The organism is Mammaliicoccus sp. JADD-157 (assembly GCF_049310805.1).
Taxonomy (GTDB): domain Bacteria; phylum Bacillota; class Bacilli; order Staphylococcales; family Staphylococcaceae; genus Mammaliicoccus; species Mammaliicoccus lentus.
Genome location: NZ_JBMOVZ010000002.1, coordinates 221,603 through 236,029, shown reverse-complemented (window position 1 = coordinate 236,029; position 14,427 = coordinate 221,603). Strand labels below are relative to the sequence as shown.

General features: G+C 31.1%; 13 protein-coding genes and 1 other annotated feature. All 13 genes read left to right on the top strand.

Annotated elements, in window-relative coordinates:
* The first annotated feature begins 11 nt into the window (after positions 1 to 11).
* Positions 12 to 845: a cytochrome C assembly family protein gene (locus ACO6VN_RS07700; protein WP_016999292.1), complete on the top strand. Its 834-nt coding sequence runs from the start codon at positions 12 to 14 to the stop codon at positions 843 to 845.
* Positions 846 to 863: 18 nt separating this feature from the next.
* Positions 864 to 1,790 (top strand): hydroxymethylbilane synthase, encoded by a 927-nt coding sequence (hemC, locus tag ACO6VN_RS07695; RefSeq protein ID WP_016999291.1) that lies wholly within the window; start codon positions 864 to 866, stop codon positions 1,788 to 1,790.
* Positions 1,791 to 1,805: 15 nt separating this feature from the next.
* Positions 1,806 to 2,483, top strand: a complete 678-nt coding sequence (locus ACO6VN_RS07690) for a uroporphyrinogen-III synthase (protein WP_216683885.1) — start codon at positions 1,806 to 1,808, stop codon at positions 2,481 to 2,483.
* Positions 2,483 to 3,466: a porphobilinogen synthase gene (gene hemB / locus ACO6VN_RS07685; RefSeq protein ID WP_194201336.1), complete on the top strand. Its 984-nt coding sequence runs from the start codon at positions 2,483 to 2,485 to the stop codon at positions 3,464 to 3,466. The genes ACO6VN_RS07690 and hemB overlap by 1 nt, the downstream gene beginning before the upstream one ends.
* 1 nt (position 3,467) lies before the next feature.
* Positions 3,468 to 4,754: a glutamate-1-semialdehyde 2,1-aminomutase gene (gene hemL, locus ACO6VN_RS07680; RefSeq protein WP_216683884.1), complete on the top strand. Its 1,287-nt coding sequence runs from the start codon at positions 3,468 to 3,470 to the stop codon at positions 4,752 to 4,754.
* A 90-nt stretch (positions 4,755 to 4,844) separates the two neighbouring features.
* Positions 4,845 to 5,915, top strand: coding sequence for an AbrB family transcriptional regulator (locus tag ACO6VN_RS07675; RefSeq protein ID WP_016999287.1), 1,071 nt, complete (start codon positions 4,845 to 4,847; stop codon positions 5,913 to 5,915).
* 48 nt (positions 5,916 to 5,963) lie between these two features.
* Positions 5,964 to 6,178 (top strand) — a binding site (T-box leader).
* 39 nt (positions 6,179 to 6,217) lie between these two features.
* A complete protein-coding gene (locus ACO6VN_RS07670) occupies positions 6,218 to 8,848 on the top strand; it encodes a valine--tRNA ligase (protein WP_194201334.1) in 2,631 nt (876 codons plus the stop codon).
* An 8-nt stretch (positions 8,849 to 8,856) separates the two neighbouring features.
* Complete coding sequence (locus ACO6VN_RS07665) at positions 8,857 to 10,116, top strand: bifunctional folylpolyglutamate synthase/dihydrofolate synthase (protein WP_194201333.1); 1,260 nt, start codon at positions 8,857 to 8,859, stop codon at positions 10,114 to 10,116.
* A 102-nt stretch (positions 10,117 to 10,218) separates the two neighbouring features.
* Positions 10,219 to 11,616, top strand: coding sequence for a YfcC family protein (locus ACO6VN_RS07660; protein WP_194201332.1), 1,398 nt, complete (start codon positions 10,219 to 10,221; stop codon positions 11,614 to 11,616).
* A gap of 170 nt (positions 11,617 to 11,786) precedes the next feature.
* On the top strand, positions 11,787 to 12,500 hold the full coding sequence (locus ACO6VN_RS07655) for a prepilin peptidase (protein WP_194201331.1): 714 nt from the start codon (positions 11,787 to 11,789) through the stop codon (positions 12,498 to 12,500).
* Position 12,501: 1 nt separating this feature from the next.
* Entirely contained in the window at positions 12,502 to 13,215 is a 714-nt protein-coding gene (gene radC / locus ACO6VN_RS07650) for a RadC family protein (RefSeq protein ID WP_016999282.1), read from the top strand.
* Between the two features lie 47 nt (positions 13,216 to 13,262).
* On the top strand, positions 13,263 to 13,541 hold the full coding sequence (locus tag ACO6VN_RS07645) for a hypothetical protein (protein ID WP_016999281.1): 279 nt from the start codon (positions 13,263 to 13,265) through the stop codon (positions 13,539 to 13,541).
* A gap of 367 nt (positions 13,542 to 13,908) precedes the next feature.
* Positions 13,909 to 14,355 (top strand): DUF4930 family protein, encoded by a 447-nt coding sequence (locus ACO6VN_RS07640; RefSeq protein ID WP_194201330.1) that lies wholly within the window; start codon positions 13,909 to 13,911, stop codon positions 14,353 to 14,355.
* Positions 14,356 to 14,427: the final 72 nt, after the last annotated feature.

Below are 14,427 nucleotides of genomic sequence, written 5' to 3'. Positions count from 1 at the left end.
ATGGTGATGCTATGCAAGATATAATTGCAGTACGTTTGCATGAGGTTGTTTTAATCATCTATATGATATGTTTAGGGTGTTACTTTTATGATTTTATTCAAAAGAATAATAAAGTACGAAAACTTGGTTACTATGCATTAGGGATTGTTTGGATATTTCAAACAATCTTTTTATGCATGTATATCATTACGACTAAACAATTTCCGATATTAACCCTATTTGAAGGTTTTTATTTTTACACCTGGATGATTATTACAGTTTCGTTAGTTTTAAACTATTTTAAATCAACTGACTTAACAGTATTTATAATTAATTTAATTGGTTTTGTATTTTTAACAATTCATACTTTCAGACCTGAACAATATGATGCCGAAAATACTGCCGCAAACATGATGAATGAATTATTACTCATTCATATTTCATTAGCGATTTTGAGTTATGTTATCTTTGCATTGAGTACATCACATGCAATTTTATACTTATTACAAAGAAAAAATTTAAAAGAAAAGACATTTAACCAAAAGTTTTTTAGAATGGGAAGCATTGAACAGCTAGAGCAAAATGTATTTAGATTTTCTTTAGTAGGCTTCTTAGTCTTGTTAATAAGTTTAATATTAGGAATACAATGGGGTCTAATCATTATTGGTAGTGAGATTTGGTTGGACTTAAAAGTAATTGGATCATTAATTGTCTTATTGCTATATGGTATATATTTATTCCTACGAGTAAGAAAAACTGTTAAAACTAAGACATTAGTAGTTGCTAATATTATGATATTCTTAGTTTGTATGATAAATTATTTGGTGGTTTCGAAATTTTCAGGATTTCATCAATGGTTTAACTAAATGATCATGGAGGAAAATATGCGTAAAATTATTGTCGGCTCAAGAAGAAGTAAATTAGCGATGACACAAAGTCAGCAATTTATTGATAAATTGAAAGAAAAATTTCCAGATTTAGATATTGAAATTAAAGAAATTGTCACTAAAGGCGATAAAATAATTGATGTTCAATTATCTAAAGTAGGTGGAAAAGGTTTGTTCGTTAAAGAAATTCAACAAGCTTTATTCGATCGTGAAATTGATTTTGCTATTCATTCATTGAAAGATGTGCCAAGTGTGTTACCTGATGGTCTTACATTAGGTTGCATACCACCACGTGAAATACCTTTTGATGCATATGTAGCTAACAATCACGTCAAACTAGCTGATTTAAAACCAGGCAGTATTGTTGGGACAAGCTCATTACGAAGAGGCGCTCAAATTTTAGCGAAATACCCACATCTAGAAATTAAATGGATAAGAGGTAATATTGATACACGTTTAGAAAAGTTACGTACTGAAGATTTTGATGCAATTATATTAGCAGCAGCTGGATTAAAACGTATGGGCTGGGGTGACGATATAGTTACAGAGTACTTACGTGAAGATACGATGATGCCAGCAATCGGTCAAGGTGCGCTTGGCATCGAATGTAGAAGTGATGATAAAGAATTACTAGATATATTAAATGCTGTTCATGATGAAGAAGTTAAAACATGTGTTACAAGTGAAAGAACTTTCTTAAGTGAAATGGATGGTAGTTGTAAAGTGCCTATTGCTGGTTATGCAACTAAAGAAGGCAACGAAATTACATTCACAGGTTTAATAATGTCACCAGATGGTAAAGAAAGATATGAATCTACTAAAGTTGGAACTGATCCAGTAGAAATAGGTAAAGAAGTATCTGACGAGTTAAAAGCCCAAGGTGCTTATGAGATTATTAGAAAGCTAAATGAAGAAGAAGCGTAATAAGGAGTCGTTAAAATGAAGCCAATTGTAGTGGTTACAAGTACAAGAACTGTTCAACGCGAAGATATAGAACTGAAACATTATCCTTTTATAGATATTGTTCCAATCGAAGTTGACGAATCTTGTATAAAACCATACTATGATTGGCTTATTTTTACGTCTGTAAACGCCATTAAATTATTTCAGCCATATTTAAATTTAATAAATGTAAAGCATATAGCAGCAATCGGTACAAAAACTAAAGCACTCGCTGAAGATTATTCAATACCGATTGAAGTTATGCCAAGTACATTTACACAAGAAGGTTTATTGGATTCTTTAGAGAATCGATTGCATAAACAATCAATATTAATCCCTTGTAGTAGACTAGCAAGAAATAAATTAACAGACCATTTGAGAGAATGGGACAATGAAGTTCAACGACTTCATATTTACGAACCAAAAACGAATTATGAAAATGTAGATAAAGTTCATGAACTTATTGAAAATAACGAAGTAACGCATGTTACATTTTCTAGTTCATCTGCTGTGTCGAGTTATTTTGAAAAGTATAATAAGATTGATAATATTGAAGTGTATGCGATTGGTGAAATAACAGAAGAAAAATTAAAAACATACCATCAAGGATGTAAAGTTGCTCCACGTGCAACACTGAATGATATGTTAAATAAAATATTGGAAGAGGTAGAGTAATGAAATTTGATAGACATAGAAGATTAAGATCTTCACAATCAATGAGAAACCTTGTAAAAGAAACTTATGTTCATAAAGCAGATTTAATTTATCCTATTTTTGTAATAGAAGAAGATAACATTAAAAATGAAATAACGTCTATGCCAGGTATATATCAATTAAGCTTAAACTTATTAGAAGAAGAACTTAAAGAAGCTTATGACTTAGGTGTAAGAGGTGTTATGTTCTTCGGTATTCCAAATGAAAAAGACGCATGTGGTACTGGTGCTTTTGTAGATGACGGCATCATACAGAAAGCCACTCGTTTAGCAAAAAGTAAATTCCCTGATTTATTAGTTGTAGCAGATACATGTTTATGTGAATATACTGACCACGGTCACTGTGGTGTTATAGATGAAACGACTCATGATGTAGATAACGATGAATCATTAAAATTACTCGTTAAGACAGCTGTATCACAAGCAAAAGCAGGAGCAGACATTATTGCACCAAGTAATATGATGGATGGCTTTGTAACGGAGATTAGACAAGGTTTAGATGAAGCAGGATTAAAAAACATACCTATTATGAGTTACGGTATAAAATATGCATCAAGTTTCTATGGTCCATTTAGAGAAGCAGCAGATGGTGCGCCTTCATTCGGAGACCGTAAGACTTATCAAATGGATCCAAGTAATAGATTAGAGGCTTTTAGAGAGTTAGAAAGTGACTTAAAAGAAGGTTGTGACATGATGATTGTTAAACCGGCTTTAAGTTATTTAGATATTATTCGTGATGTACGTAATAATACTGATGTACCTGTAGTTGCTTATAATGTAAGTGGAGAATATAGCATGACTAAAGCAGCAGCGTTAAATGGTTGGATAGATGAAGAAAAAATTGTTATGGAACAAATGATTTCTATGAAACGTGCTGGTGCAGATATGATTATTACTTACTTTGCAAAAGACATTTGTAAATATCTAGATGAAGGAGAATACTAATATGCGTTATGAAAAATCAATACAAGCATACAACGAAGCCGTAAATTTAATGCCTGGAGGTGTTAACAGTCCGGTTCGTGCATTTAAATCAGTAGACACTGATCCAATATTCATGGAATATGGTAAAGGTTCAAAGATTTATGATATTGATGGTAATGAGTATATAGATTATGTATTAAGTTGGGGACCATTAATCCTTGGTCATGCTGATGATAAAGTGAGAAATTCATTACATGAAGCGGTGGACAAAGGGACTTCTTTCGGTGCGTCAACGATTCTTGAAAATAAAATGGCTCAATTAGTTATTGATCGTGTACCATCTATAGAAATGGTGAGAATGGTTTCTTCAGGTACTGAAGCTACGCTAGCAGCATTGCGTTTAGCTAGAGGTTTTACAGGAAAAAATAAAATATTGAAATTTGAAGGTTGTTACCATGGACACAGTGATTCATTGCTTATTAAAGCAGGTTCTGGTGTTGCCACTCTAGGTCTACCAGATTCTCCAGGTGTTCCAGAAGGTACAGCTAAAAATACAATTACAGTACCTTATAACGATATTGAATCAGTTAAGGTAGCTTTCGAACATTATGGTGATGATATCGCAGCTGTAATAGTAGAACCAGTTGCAGGTAATATGGGTGTTGTACCACCTGTTGACGGATTTTTAGAAGGACTTCGTGAAATAACTACATCAAATGATACTTTATTAATTTTTGATGAAGTAATGACTGGATTTAGAGTTGGTTATAATTGTGCACAAGGCTACTTCGGTGTAACACCAGATTTAACTTGTCTTGGAAAAGTAATTGGTGGCGGTTTACCAGTTGGCGCCTTTGGTGGTAGAAGAGACATTATGGAACAAATAGCACCAGTAGGTAGTGTATATCAAGCGGGTACATTATCTGGTAATCCACTTGCTATGACGAGTGGTTATGCTACATTAACTCAATTGACTGAAGAAAGTTATGAATACTTCAATGAATTGGGAGACTTATTAGAAGACGGTTTGAAAAATGTATTCAGTAAATACAATGTACCAATAACTGTTAATCGTGCTGGATCAATGATTGGTTACTTCTTAAATGAAGGCCCAGTTACGAATTTTGACGAAGCTAATAAATCTGATCTAGAATTATTTAGTAATATGTATAGAGAAATGGCTAAAGAAGGTGTATTCTTACCGCCTTCACAATTTGAAGGTACGTTCTTATCTACTTCACATACGAAAGAAGATATTGAAAAAACAATCCAAGCCTTTGATAATGCTCTATCAAGAATTGTAAAATAAGTTTAATATATCCCCGGAAAATTGGATTATAATCCGTTTTTCGGGGTCTTTAATTGTAAAAATGATATAATCTATTCGAGGTGTTATTTCATGAATAGTAATAAATGGAATATTTTATTAGTAAGTGTACTTGCTATCGTACTAGGGTTTTTCCTTGATAAAATCCATATGATTTTACCATGGATGTTTGGCCCAATATTTGCGAGTTTAATTGTAATCAAATTCATGAAAAGAAAAATTATATGGCCAACATGGTTAGGTAATTTAGGTCTTTTAATATTAGGTGTACAAATGGGGTCAACCTTTACGCCTGTTGTATTAAATGATATTAAAGGTGAATGGTTACAAATTGTACTAATGTCAGTATTCATTTTGTTAATTGCATTATTAATTTCTATTGTTTTTAAGAAAATTGCTAATGTCACATTTGAAACTGCTTTGTTAAGTGCAATTCCTGGGGCGCTAAGTCAAATGGTTGTTATGGCAGAAGAAAATAAAAAAGCTGACTTATTAGTAGTTACTTTAACTCAAACATCAAGAATTATGTTCGTAGTTATTTTAGTACCTATTATTTCATCTATATATGGTAGTAATGGTGAACAAAGTGGTCACGTAGCACAAGAACCTTCTATATTTAACGTATTGAGTATACCAGAGTTATTTATTATTTTAATTGGCATCGCGGTAACATTTCTCATTTTTTATAAATTCCGATTTCCAGTTCCTTATTTATTATCTCCTATTTTAGTCATGTTAACTTGGAACTTATTAACTGGCCAAGTTTTCACTTTAGATTATCAATTTATTATCATAGCTCAAATACTATTTGGTATTAGAATAGGGGTTCAAATCGCTGATTTAATAGATAATATTACGAAAAAAACAATTTTTGCGATTGCATTTCAAAATATTATGCTTATTATTGGTGCTTTTTTACTCGTCTTTTTATTCCAACTATTTATTAATGAAAATATAAATGATTTATTCTTAAGCGCTGCACCTGGAGGTATGGCACAAATAATTGTTGTAGCTTTAGAAACAGGTGGTGATGTTGCAATGATATCCAGTTACCATATATTTAGAATATTTTTCATTTTGCTAATCGTTGCGCCATTAATAAAAGTATTTTTAACAAAACAATCTAAAAATTATAAGAATTAATATAAATCAATATTGACTTATATAGTCGGTACTTATATTATTAAAGTAATCGAATATTTAAAGAGGAAGAGTAAATCATTGATTAATGATAGAGAGTGCATGGTTGGTGAAAATGCATATTAATGGTGATTGAAGGTAGCCTTGTTTGGAACGTTATCTGAAACTAAGTAGGTTAATGCGTGAGCGAGCGATAATCGTAAGAGTGCAATATAATTTATTTTATATTGAATTTAGGTGGTACCACGGTTGAACCCGTCCTAGTTTATAGGACGGGTTTTTTATATTAATGAGGAGTGATTTATATGGAAATGGAACCTAAGTACAACCCTAAAAAGGTTGAAGAAGGTCGTTATGAACAATGGTTAGAAAATGATTATTTTAAACCAAGTGAGAATAAAGATAGAGAAACTTATACAATTGTAATCCCACCCCCAAATGTTACTGGGAAACTACATTTAGGCCATGCATGGGATACAACATTACAAGATATTTTAACAAGAATGAAAAGAATGCAAGGCTACGATACACTTTATCTTCCTGGTATGGATCATGCTGGTATTGCTACTCAAGCTAAAGTTGAAGCTAAATTAAATGAGCAAGGTTTAACGAGACATGATTTAGGTAGAGAGAAATTTTTAGAACATTCTTGGTCTTGGAAAGAAGAGTATGCAGATTTTATCCGTGCTCAATGGGCAAAGTTAGGTCTTGGATTAGACTATAGTCGCGAAAGATTTACTTTAGATGAAGGTTTATCTCAAGCTGTAAAGAAAGTATTTGTTGAGATGTATAAAAAAGATCTTATATATCGTGGTGAAAGAATCATTAACTGGGATCCACAAACAAAAACAGCTATCTCAGATATCGAAGTAATTCACGAAGATATCACTGGTCATTTTTATCATATAAATTATCCATTTAAAGATGAAGAAGGTTCTATTGAAATTGCAACTACACGTCCCGAAACGATGCTTGGTGACACTGCAATCGTTGTTAACCCAAATGACGATAGATACAAAGATTCTATAGGGAAATCTGTTATTTTACCGATAATTGGTAGAGAACTACCAATTATAGCTGATGACTATGTTGATATGGAATTTGGTAGTGGTGCAATGAAAGTTACACCTGCTCATGATCCAAATGACTTTGAAATTGGTGAACGTCATCAATTAGAAAAAATCAATGTAATGAACGAAGATGGCACGATGAATGAATTAGCAGGTAAATATAATGGTTTAGATCGTTTTGAATGTCGTAAGCAATTAGTAGAAGATTTAAAAGCTTCTGGTGAATTGATTAAAGTTGAAGAGCATGAGCATTCTGTTGGTCATTCAGAGCGAAGTGGTGCAGTTGTAGAACCATATTTATCAACTCAATGGTTTGTAAAAATGGAACCATTAGCTAAACAAGCTTTAGATAATCAAGAGACTGATGGACGAATTAATTTTGTACCAGACCGTTTTGAAGGCACGTTTAACAGATGGATGGAAAATATTCGTGATTGGACTATTTCACGTCAATTATGGTGGGGCCATCAAATTCCTGCGTGGTATCATAATGAAACAGGTGAAATATATGTAGGCGAAGAAGCGCCTTCAGATATCGAAAATTGGACTCAAGACGAAGATGTATTAGACACTTGGTTTAGTTCTGCTTTATGGCCATTCTCAACTTTAGGTTGGCCAAATGTAGAAGATGAAGACTTCAAACGTTACTACCCAACTAATACATTAGTTACTGGTTATGATATTATTTTCTTCTGGGTTAGTCGTATGATTTTCCAAGGTTTAGAATTTACTGATCAAAGACCATTTAATGATGTTTTACTTCACGGGTTAGTTAGAGCTGAAGATGGACGTAAGATGAGTAAATCACTAGGAAATGGTGTAGACCCAATGGATGTGATTGATGAGTACGGTGCAGATAGTTTAAGATACTTCTTAGCTACAGGTTCTTCACCAGGACATGATTTACGTTATTCAACAGAAAAAGTTGAATCAGTATGGAACTTTATTAATAAAATTTGGAACGCTTCTCGCTTTAGCTTAATGAATATAGGTGAATCATTTAAAGTTGAGGATATTGATTTATCGGGAGAAAAATCAGTTGCTGATGAATGGATATTAACACGTTTAAATGAAACAATCGCTCATGTTACAGAGTTAAGTGATAAGTATGAGTTTGGCGAAGTTGGACGCGTATTATATAACTTTATTTGGGATGAATTCTGTGATTGGTATATTGAAATGAGTAAAATTCCTATGAATAGTGACGACGAGTCTAAAAAACAAATGACGCGTTCTGTTTTATCATATACACTTGATCAAACTATGCGTATGTTACATCCATTTATGCCTTTCGTTACTGAACATATTTGGCAAGCTCTACCACATGAGGGTGAAACGATTATCCAAGCTTCATGGCCAGAAGTAAGACCAGAATTGTCTAATGAAAATAGTAAAGTTTCAATGCAATTATTAGTTGAAATTATAAAATCAGTTCGTCAAGCACGTAGAGAAGTTAATACGCCTATGTCTAAAGAAGTACCAATTCATATTGAAGCTAAAGATGAAAAAGTAAAAGAACAATTAATAAATAATAAGGATTATTTAGAACGTTTCTGTAATCCTAGTGAGTTAATAATTGATACTAAAATTGAAGTTCCTGAAAAAGCGATGACTGAAGTAGTGTATGGTGCTACAGTAATATTACCGCTTGAAGGTTTAATTGATATGGATAAAGAAATCGAAAGATTGCAACAAGAATTAGACAAATGGCAAAAAGAACTTGATCGTGTGAACAAAAAATTAAGCAATGAGAAATTCGTTGCGAAAGCACCTGAAAAAATCATCAATGAAGAAAAAGAAAAGAAATTAACTTATCAAGAAAAATATGACGGTGTTTTAGCAAGAATTGAACAATTGAGAGGCTAGGAAGGCTTATGAATTATTTAGATAGTTTACATTGGATACATGGACGCACTAAATTCGGTATAAAACCAGGTGTAAAACGAATGAAATGGATGTTACGTAAGCTTGATCATCCAGAAGATAAAATACAAGGTATTCACGTAGTTGGTACAAATGGTAAGGGATCGACAGTTAGTTATATTCGTGATGCACTAATAGCAAATGGATATGAAGTCGGTACTTTTACTTCACCTTATATCATTACTTTTAATGAAAGAATAAGTTTAAATGGTAAACCAATTACAAATGAGGAACTAGTTGAATTAGTCCAAATAGTCAAACCTATAACTGAAAGACTTGAAGTAGAAACAGATCTAGGTCCTGCAACTGAATTTGAGGTTATTACATTAATTATGTTTGTTTATTTTGGTACAATTCGACCAGTTAACTTTGTTGTAGTAGAAGCGGGATTAGGTGCTTTAAACGACTCAACAAATGTATTCCAACCTATTATGACTGTATTAACAAGCATCGGCTTAGACCATACTAATATATTAGGCGAGACTTACATGGATATTGCACGTGAAAAAGCAGGTGTGATCAAGCCTAGTGTGCCTCTTGTATATTCAATCAAACCTAAAGATGCTTTGAATTTTATTAGAGAAGTTGTAGAACATCATCATAATAAAGGTTTGGAATTAGATAGGGATATATATGTTGTGTCAGAAGACGAAGAATTCACGTATCGTTATGACAATTATGAATTAGAAAATATCAAACTAAAAATGATAGGTAATCATCAACATGAAAACGCTGCGCTAGCAATTACAACGTTGATTGAAATGTATCAAAGAGGATTAATCCAGTTAGATTTCAATAAGATGATTGACGCAATTGAAAATGTAACGTGGTATGGAAGAATTGAAAAGGTAAATGATAATCCTTTAATCTTTTTAGACGGTGCTCATAATAAAGAAAGTATTGATGCTTTAGTAAAAACATTACAGCATTATTACTCAGATAAGAAGATTGACGTGTTATTTGCTGCTATTGATGGAAAGCCTATTGGGAAAATGTTAAATAGTCTTGAAGACATAGCGAATCGATTTTTCGTTACAACATTTGATTTTCCAAAAGCATTACCAATTGATACAATTTATGAAAGTGTTGAACATTCGCATATAGAGAAAGTTAAAAATTATCGAGAGTTCATTGAATCATATCAAGGTGATTTGCTTATAATAACTGGTAGTTTATATTTCATCAGTGAAGTTCGTAAATTACTTGTATAATGGATAAAAAGTATTGGGTTTTTAATCCAATACTTTTTTATATTTTCATTATTTTCTGAATAATAGGGTAAAAGAAAATCAAACGAAGAAGGAGAGAATTTAATGGGGTTAAAAAAGAAAAGAAATATCACATTTAAAAATCCACATACTTATGCTATTTTGTTATTCATTATCGTGATAAGTGTTATTTTGACTTATATTATACCGGCTGGAAAGTTTGATAGAAAAACTGTTAATGATAGAGAAGAAGTAATTTCTGGGACGTTCCATTTTGTAAAAAGTGAACCTTCTGGCTTTTTAGATATTTTCAGATCTATTCCTGAAGGTTTAATAAGTGGTGCTGATATTATATTTTATATCTTTTTAGTTGGTGGCGCATTTGGCGTAATACATAAGACTGGCACTATCACAAACGGTGTAAACGCAGCGATGAATAAGCTAGGTAAAAATAGTAAGTTTATGATACCTTTAACGATGCTTATCTTCTCGTTATTAGGATTTTCAATAGGTTTAGCAGAAGAAACGATTATATTTGTACCAATTGGAATAGCTATAGCAAGAGCAGCAGGTTATGATGCAATGACTGGAGCAGCTATGATTATAATGGGGGCAGCTGCTGGATTTCTAGGAGGCATGCTCAATCCTTTTACAGTCGGTGTTGCACAGAAGATCGCAGAATTGCCATTATTTTCAGGATGGGAAATAAGAACACCGATTTATATTGCTATTCTGATTGTAGGCATACTTTACGTAATGTTCTATGCTAGAAAAGTAAAAAAAGATCCTTCTAAAAGTTTAGTATATGATATAGAAGTAAAGGAAGTTGAGGAAAGGGAAGATAACCAAAAAGTCGAACGATTTACAAAAAGACAAATTATATGTTTAATTTTGCTTGTAAGTACAATTTGTTTTAATGTCTTTGGGATATTCAAGTTCGGTTGGTCATTCAATGAAATGAGTGCAAACTTCTTAGTAGCAGGTTTGCTGGCAGGATTTATTGGTGGTTTAGGTTTCAATGGAACATTTGATGCGCTAATCGATGGTATGAAATCCATTTTGTTTGGGGCGTTAATAGTAGGATTTGCTAAAGCAATTGTAGTTGTATTGGAAGATGGTAAAATCATTGATACTATAGTCTTCTATTTAACAAATTCAATTCAAGATTTACCTGCGAGTATAACTGTTGGAACGATGTTTATTATTCAATTATTTCTTAATTTCTTTATACCATCAGGTTCAGGACAAGCCATGACAACGATGCCATTAATGGTACCAATTTCTGATATCCTAAATATTAATAGACAAATGGCTGTACTAGCTTTCCAATATGGTGATGCAATTAGTAATAGTATTTTTCCTACTTCTGCTTCACTTATGGGTGGACTAGCTGTAGCAGGTATCCCGTATACACAGTGGGTTAAATTTATATGGAAGTTATTATTACTATGGGTAATCGTTTGTATGGTCGGAATATTTGTCACTTTAATACTAGTTAATTAATAATATGAAAAACTTGAAAGAAATTGCTTAATAATAGCGGTTTTTTCAAGTTTTTTTGTCTGTTTTAAAACTTATTAATTTTGTTAGTTAAAAATTTTGAATTTATGAAATTAGGAATATTATGGCCTTAATTGATATATTATTTTATATCAACTAAGGAGATATAAATAATGCTTTTATACTTTATTATAGGATCTATTTTAGCAAGTTATATGTATCAATTAACAAGTACAACAATCATCAATTTTAAAACATTAACATGTCGTTCAAAGTGTACATATTGCAATCATAAACTAGGATATAAAGATTTAATTCCAATTTTTAGTTATATTTATCTCAAAGGTAAATGTAAATATTGTAATACGTCCATACCTAAAGATTTAATCACTGTTGAAATATTATTAAGTATTTTATTTATTATGCCACTAATTTCACCTCAAATACATAATCCTCATTTGTATTATTTTTTAATTATATTTTTAATTCCTTTAGCTATATATGACATGAAATACTACATTGTTCCTAATCATATTTTAATCCTCATGTTTATAACTGGTATTTTGATATTCAAACCCGATTTAGAAAATATATTATTTTCATTAGAAATCGTTTTCATCATCCATACTTTATACTTTTTATCTAAAGGTGGAATAGGTTATGGGGATGTGAAATTGTTTTGTATATTAAGTCTCATTTTAACTTGGAAGCAATTTTTACTTATATTTATGTTTACTTTTATCATTTCAGGTATTTCTGCTATCAGTTATATTTTATTTAAAAAATCTATTATAACAAAAATTCCATTAGTACCTTATATAGCAATTTCATCAATAAGTTTATGTATATTTAATAATCAATTACTATTTTATTTTTTAGGAGGTTAATATGTCATTGAAAATCAAAGACTTACAACAAGAAGACAAGCCAAGAGAGAGATTAAAATCATATGGTGCTGATAGATTAACAAATAGAGAATTATTAGCAATTATAATCAATTCAGGTAGTAAACAATTTTCTAGTATAGATTGTGCAAATCAAGTGCTAAAACTTGTAAATCAATTACGTGATTTAAGGCACCTAACATTACCAGAGTTATTAAGTGTAAATGGAATTGGTGAGAAGAAAGCTTTGACAATATTGGCAGTGATAGAATTAGCAAAGAGAATGCATAGCAATACTGTATTGGACAAAATAGAAATAAATGAACCTCAAGATGTTGCAGATTATCTTATGGAAAAATTAAGATATTTAAAGCAAGAGCATTTTGTTGCACTTTTATTAAATACAAAAAATCAAATTATTCATGAGCAATCTATATTCATAGGTTCTTTAAATATGTCGATTGTACATCCACGTGATTTATTAAGAGAAGCGGTTAAACATTCAGCTGCGTCTATTGTAATAGCACATAATCATCCTAGTGGAGATCCTACTCCATCTTTAGAAGATATCAAAACTACGAAAAGATTATTATACTGTTGTGATTTAATGGGAATTGATTTACTAGATCATATCATTATAGGAGATGGAGAATTTATAAGTTTATTTGAAGATGACTATATTACAAAAGAAGATTTAGAAATTATTGAACGTTCATAATCATACAATGTTATAATATATGTAAAATGAAGTCAGGAGTTTTAGTTTTGCAAATTATTACGTTTATATTAGTTATTTTACCTGTATTATTTATAATTACTGTTTTTCAAAATAAAAATAGACGAGCTATTGTTAAAAAGGATTATGGCGTTGTAATGGGATTGAGTATAGTTGGTGTCTTTCTAGGTTCTATTTTAATTGCTATAAATGATAGTAGTACTAATATCAATTTTGGTTTATTTATAGGTGGTATTGGTGCTGGGATTGTGTGGGGATTATTAGTTTCTATTACATTGTTTATTTTAAGTAAATTATTAAATAAGTGATAAAGAATATTCTCACAGAATTAAAAGCCAATTATACGGCCTTAATCGTATAGTTGGCTTTAAAAATTATATAAATTTCACATGAAATACATAACGCCTTGATATACAAAATATATTACTAAAGCGATAATAGCTAATTTTATAGCGAATCTTAATATTCCAACGAAAAATCTAAAAAATATAATTAACAATAATATTGCTATGAAAATATAAATTAACTCCATAATTCTCACCTCTTAATATCATTATAAAGGCTTCAAACATATCTTACATCAGACTACAGCATGATTAAAGAGTTAGGTCCCAAGTCTGATGATAGTTTTAAAACAATTATGTATAATAAATTTGAATGAGAGGTGCCATAAAATTGAGATGGTTATTTAGGTTAATTAGAAATTTATTAGCGTTAATAGCAATTATTGTTATTATTATCATTGTATATAGAAATGTACCTGCTTTAAGTGAATTAAATCCTTTCGATCATAGTGATGAAACACCACAAAGTAAACAAGTTGTTCCTGGGAGAGCTAATTCTACTTATACAATAGAAGATACACCTTTGTTAAGAAATGTACCTTTAGGACAAACGAAACAAGCTTTTAGCTGGATTAATAAGAGAGAGTTTATGGCTGTGTCAGATTTAGAAAGAATGGGCTATAATGAAAATTACGTAGTTGGTCAAAGAGGCACTGAATATATACTATATAAATTTGGTGAACCACAAATGTACGTTTATCACACAGAGCAAGATTTGAAAGATGATTTAAATGAAATGAATCAAAATATTGAACTCTTACCTGAAGAAGCATATTAACTTTTTTACTATATCGACAGTCTCGTACTTTATTTAAATGGAACTGTAAGATAAAATAGTAATATCATTGTT

Excerpts from the sequence above, each read along its gene's own strand:
- ACO6VN_RS07700 (WP_016999292.1), top strand. The coding sequence starts at position 12 with ATGCAAGATATAATTGCAGTACGTTTGCATGAGGTTGTTTTAATCATC.
- hemC (WP_016999291.1), top strand. The coding sequence starts at position 864 with ATGCGTAAAATTATTGTCGGCTCAAGAAGAAGTAAATTAGCGATGACA.
- ACO6VN_RS07690 (WP_216683885.1), top strand. The coding sequence starts at position 1,806 with ATGAAGCCAATTGTAGTGGTTACAAGTACAAGAACTGTTCAACGCGAA.
- hemB (WP_194201336.1), top strand. The coding sequence starts at position 2,483 with ATGAAATTTGATAGACATAGAAGATTAAGATCTTCACAATCAATGAGA.
- hemL (WP_216683884.1), top strand. The coding sequence starts at position 3,468 with ATGCGTTATGAAAAATCAATACAAGCATACAACGAAGCCGTAAATTTA.
- ACO6VN_RS07675 (WP_016999287.1), top strand. The coding sequence starts at position 4,845 with ATGAATAGTAATAAATGGAATATTTTATTAGTAAGTGTACTTGCTATC.
- ACO6VN_RS07670 (WP_194201334.1), top strand. The coding sequence starts at position 6,218 with ATGGAAATGGAACCTAAGTACAACCCTAAAAAGGTTGAAGAAGGTCGT.
- ACO6VN_RS07665 (WP_194201333.1), top strand. The coding sequence starts at position 8,857 with ATGAATTATTTAGATAGTTTACATTGGATACATGGACGCACTAAATTC.
- ACO6VN_RS07660 (WP_194201332.1), top strand. The coding sequence starts at position 10,219 with ATGGGGTTAAAAAAGAAAAGAAATATCACATTTAAAAATCCACATACT.
- ACO6VN_RS07655 (WP_194201331.1), top strand. The coding sequence starts at position 11,787 with ATGCTTTTATACTTTATTATAGGATCTATTTTAGCAAGTTATATGTAT.
- radC (WP_016999282.1), top strand. The coding sequence starts at position 12,502 with ATGTCATTGAAAATCAAAGACTTACAACAAGAAGACAAGCCAAGAGAG.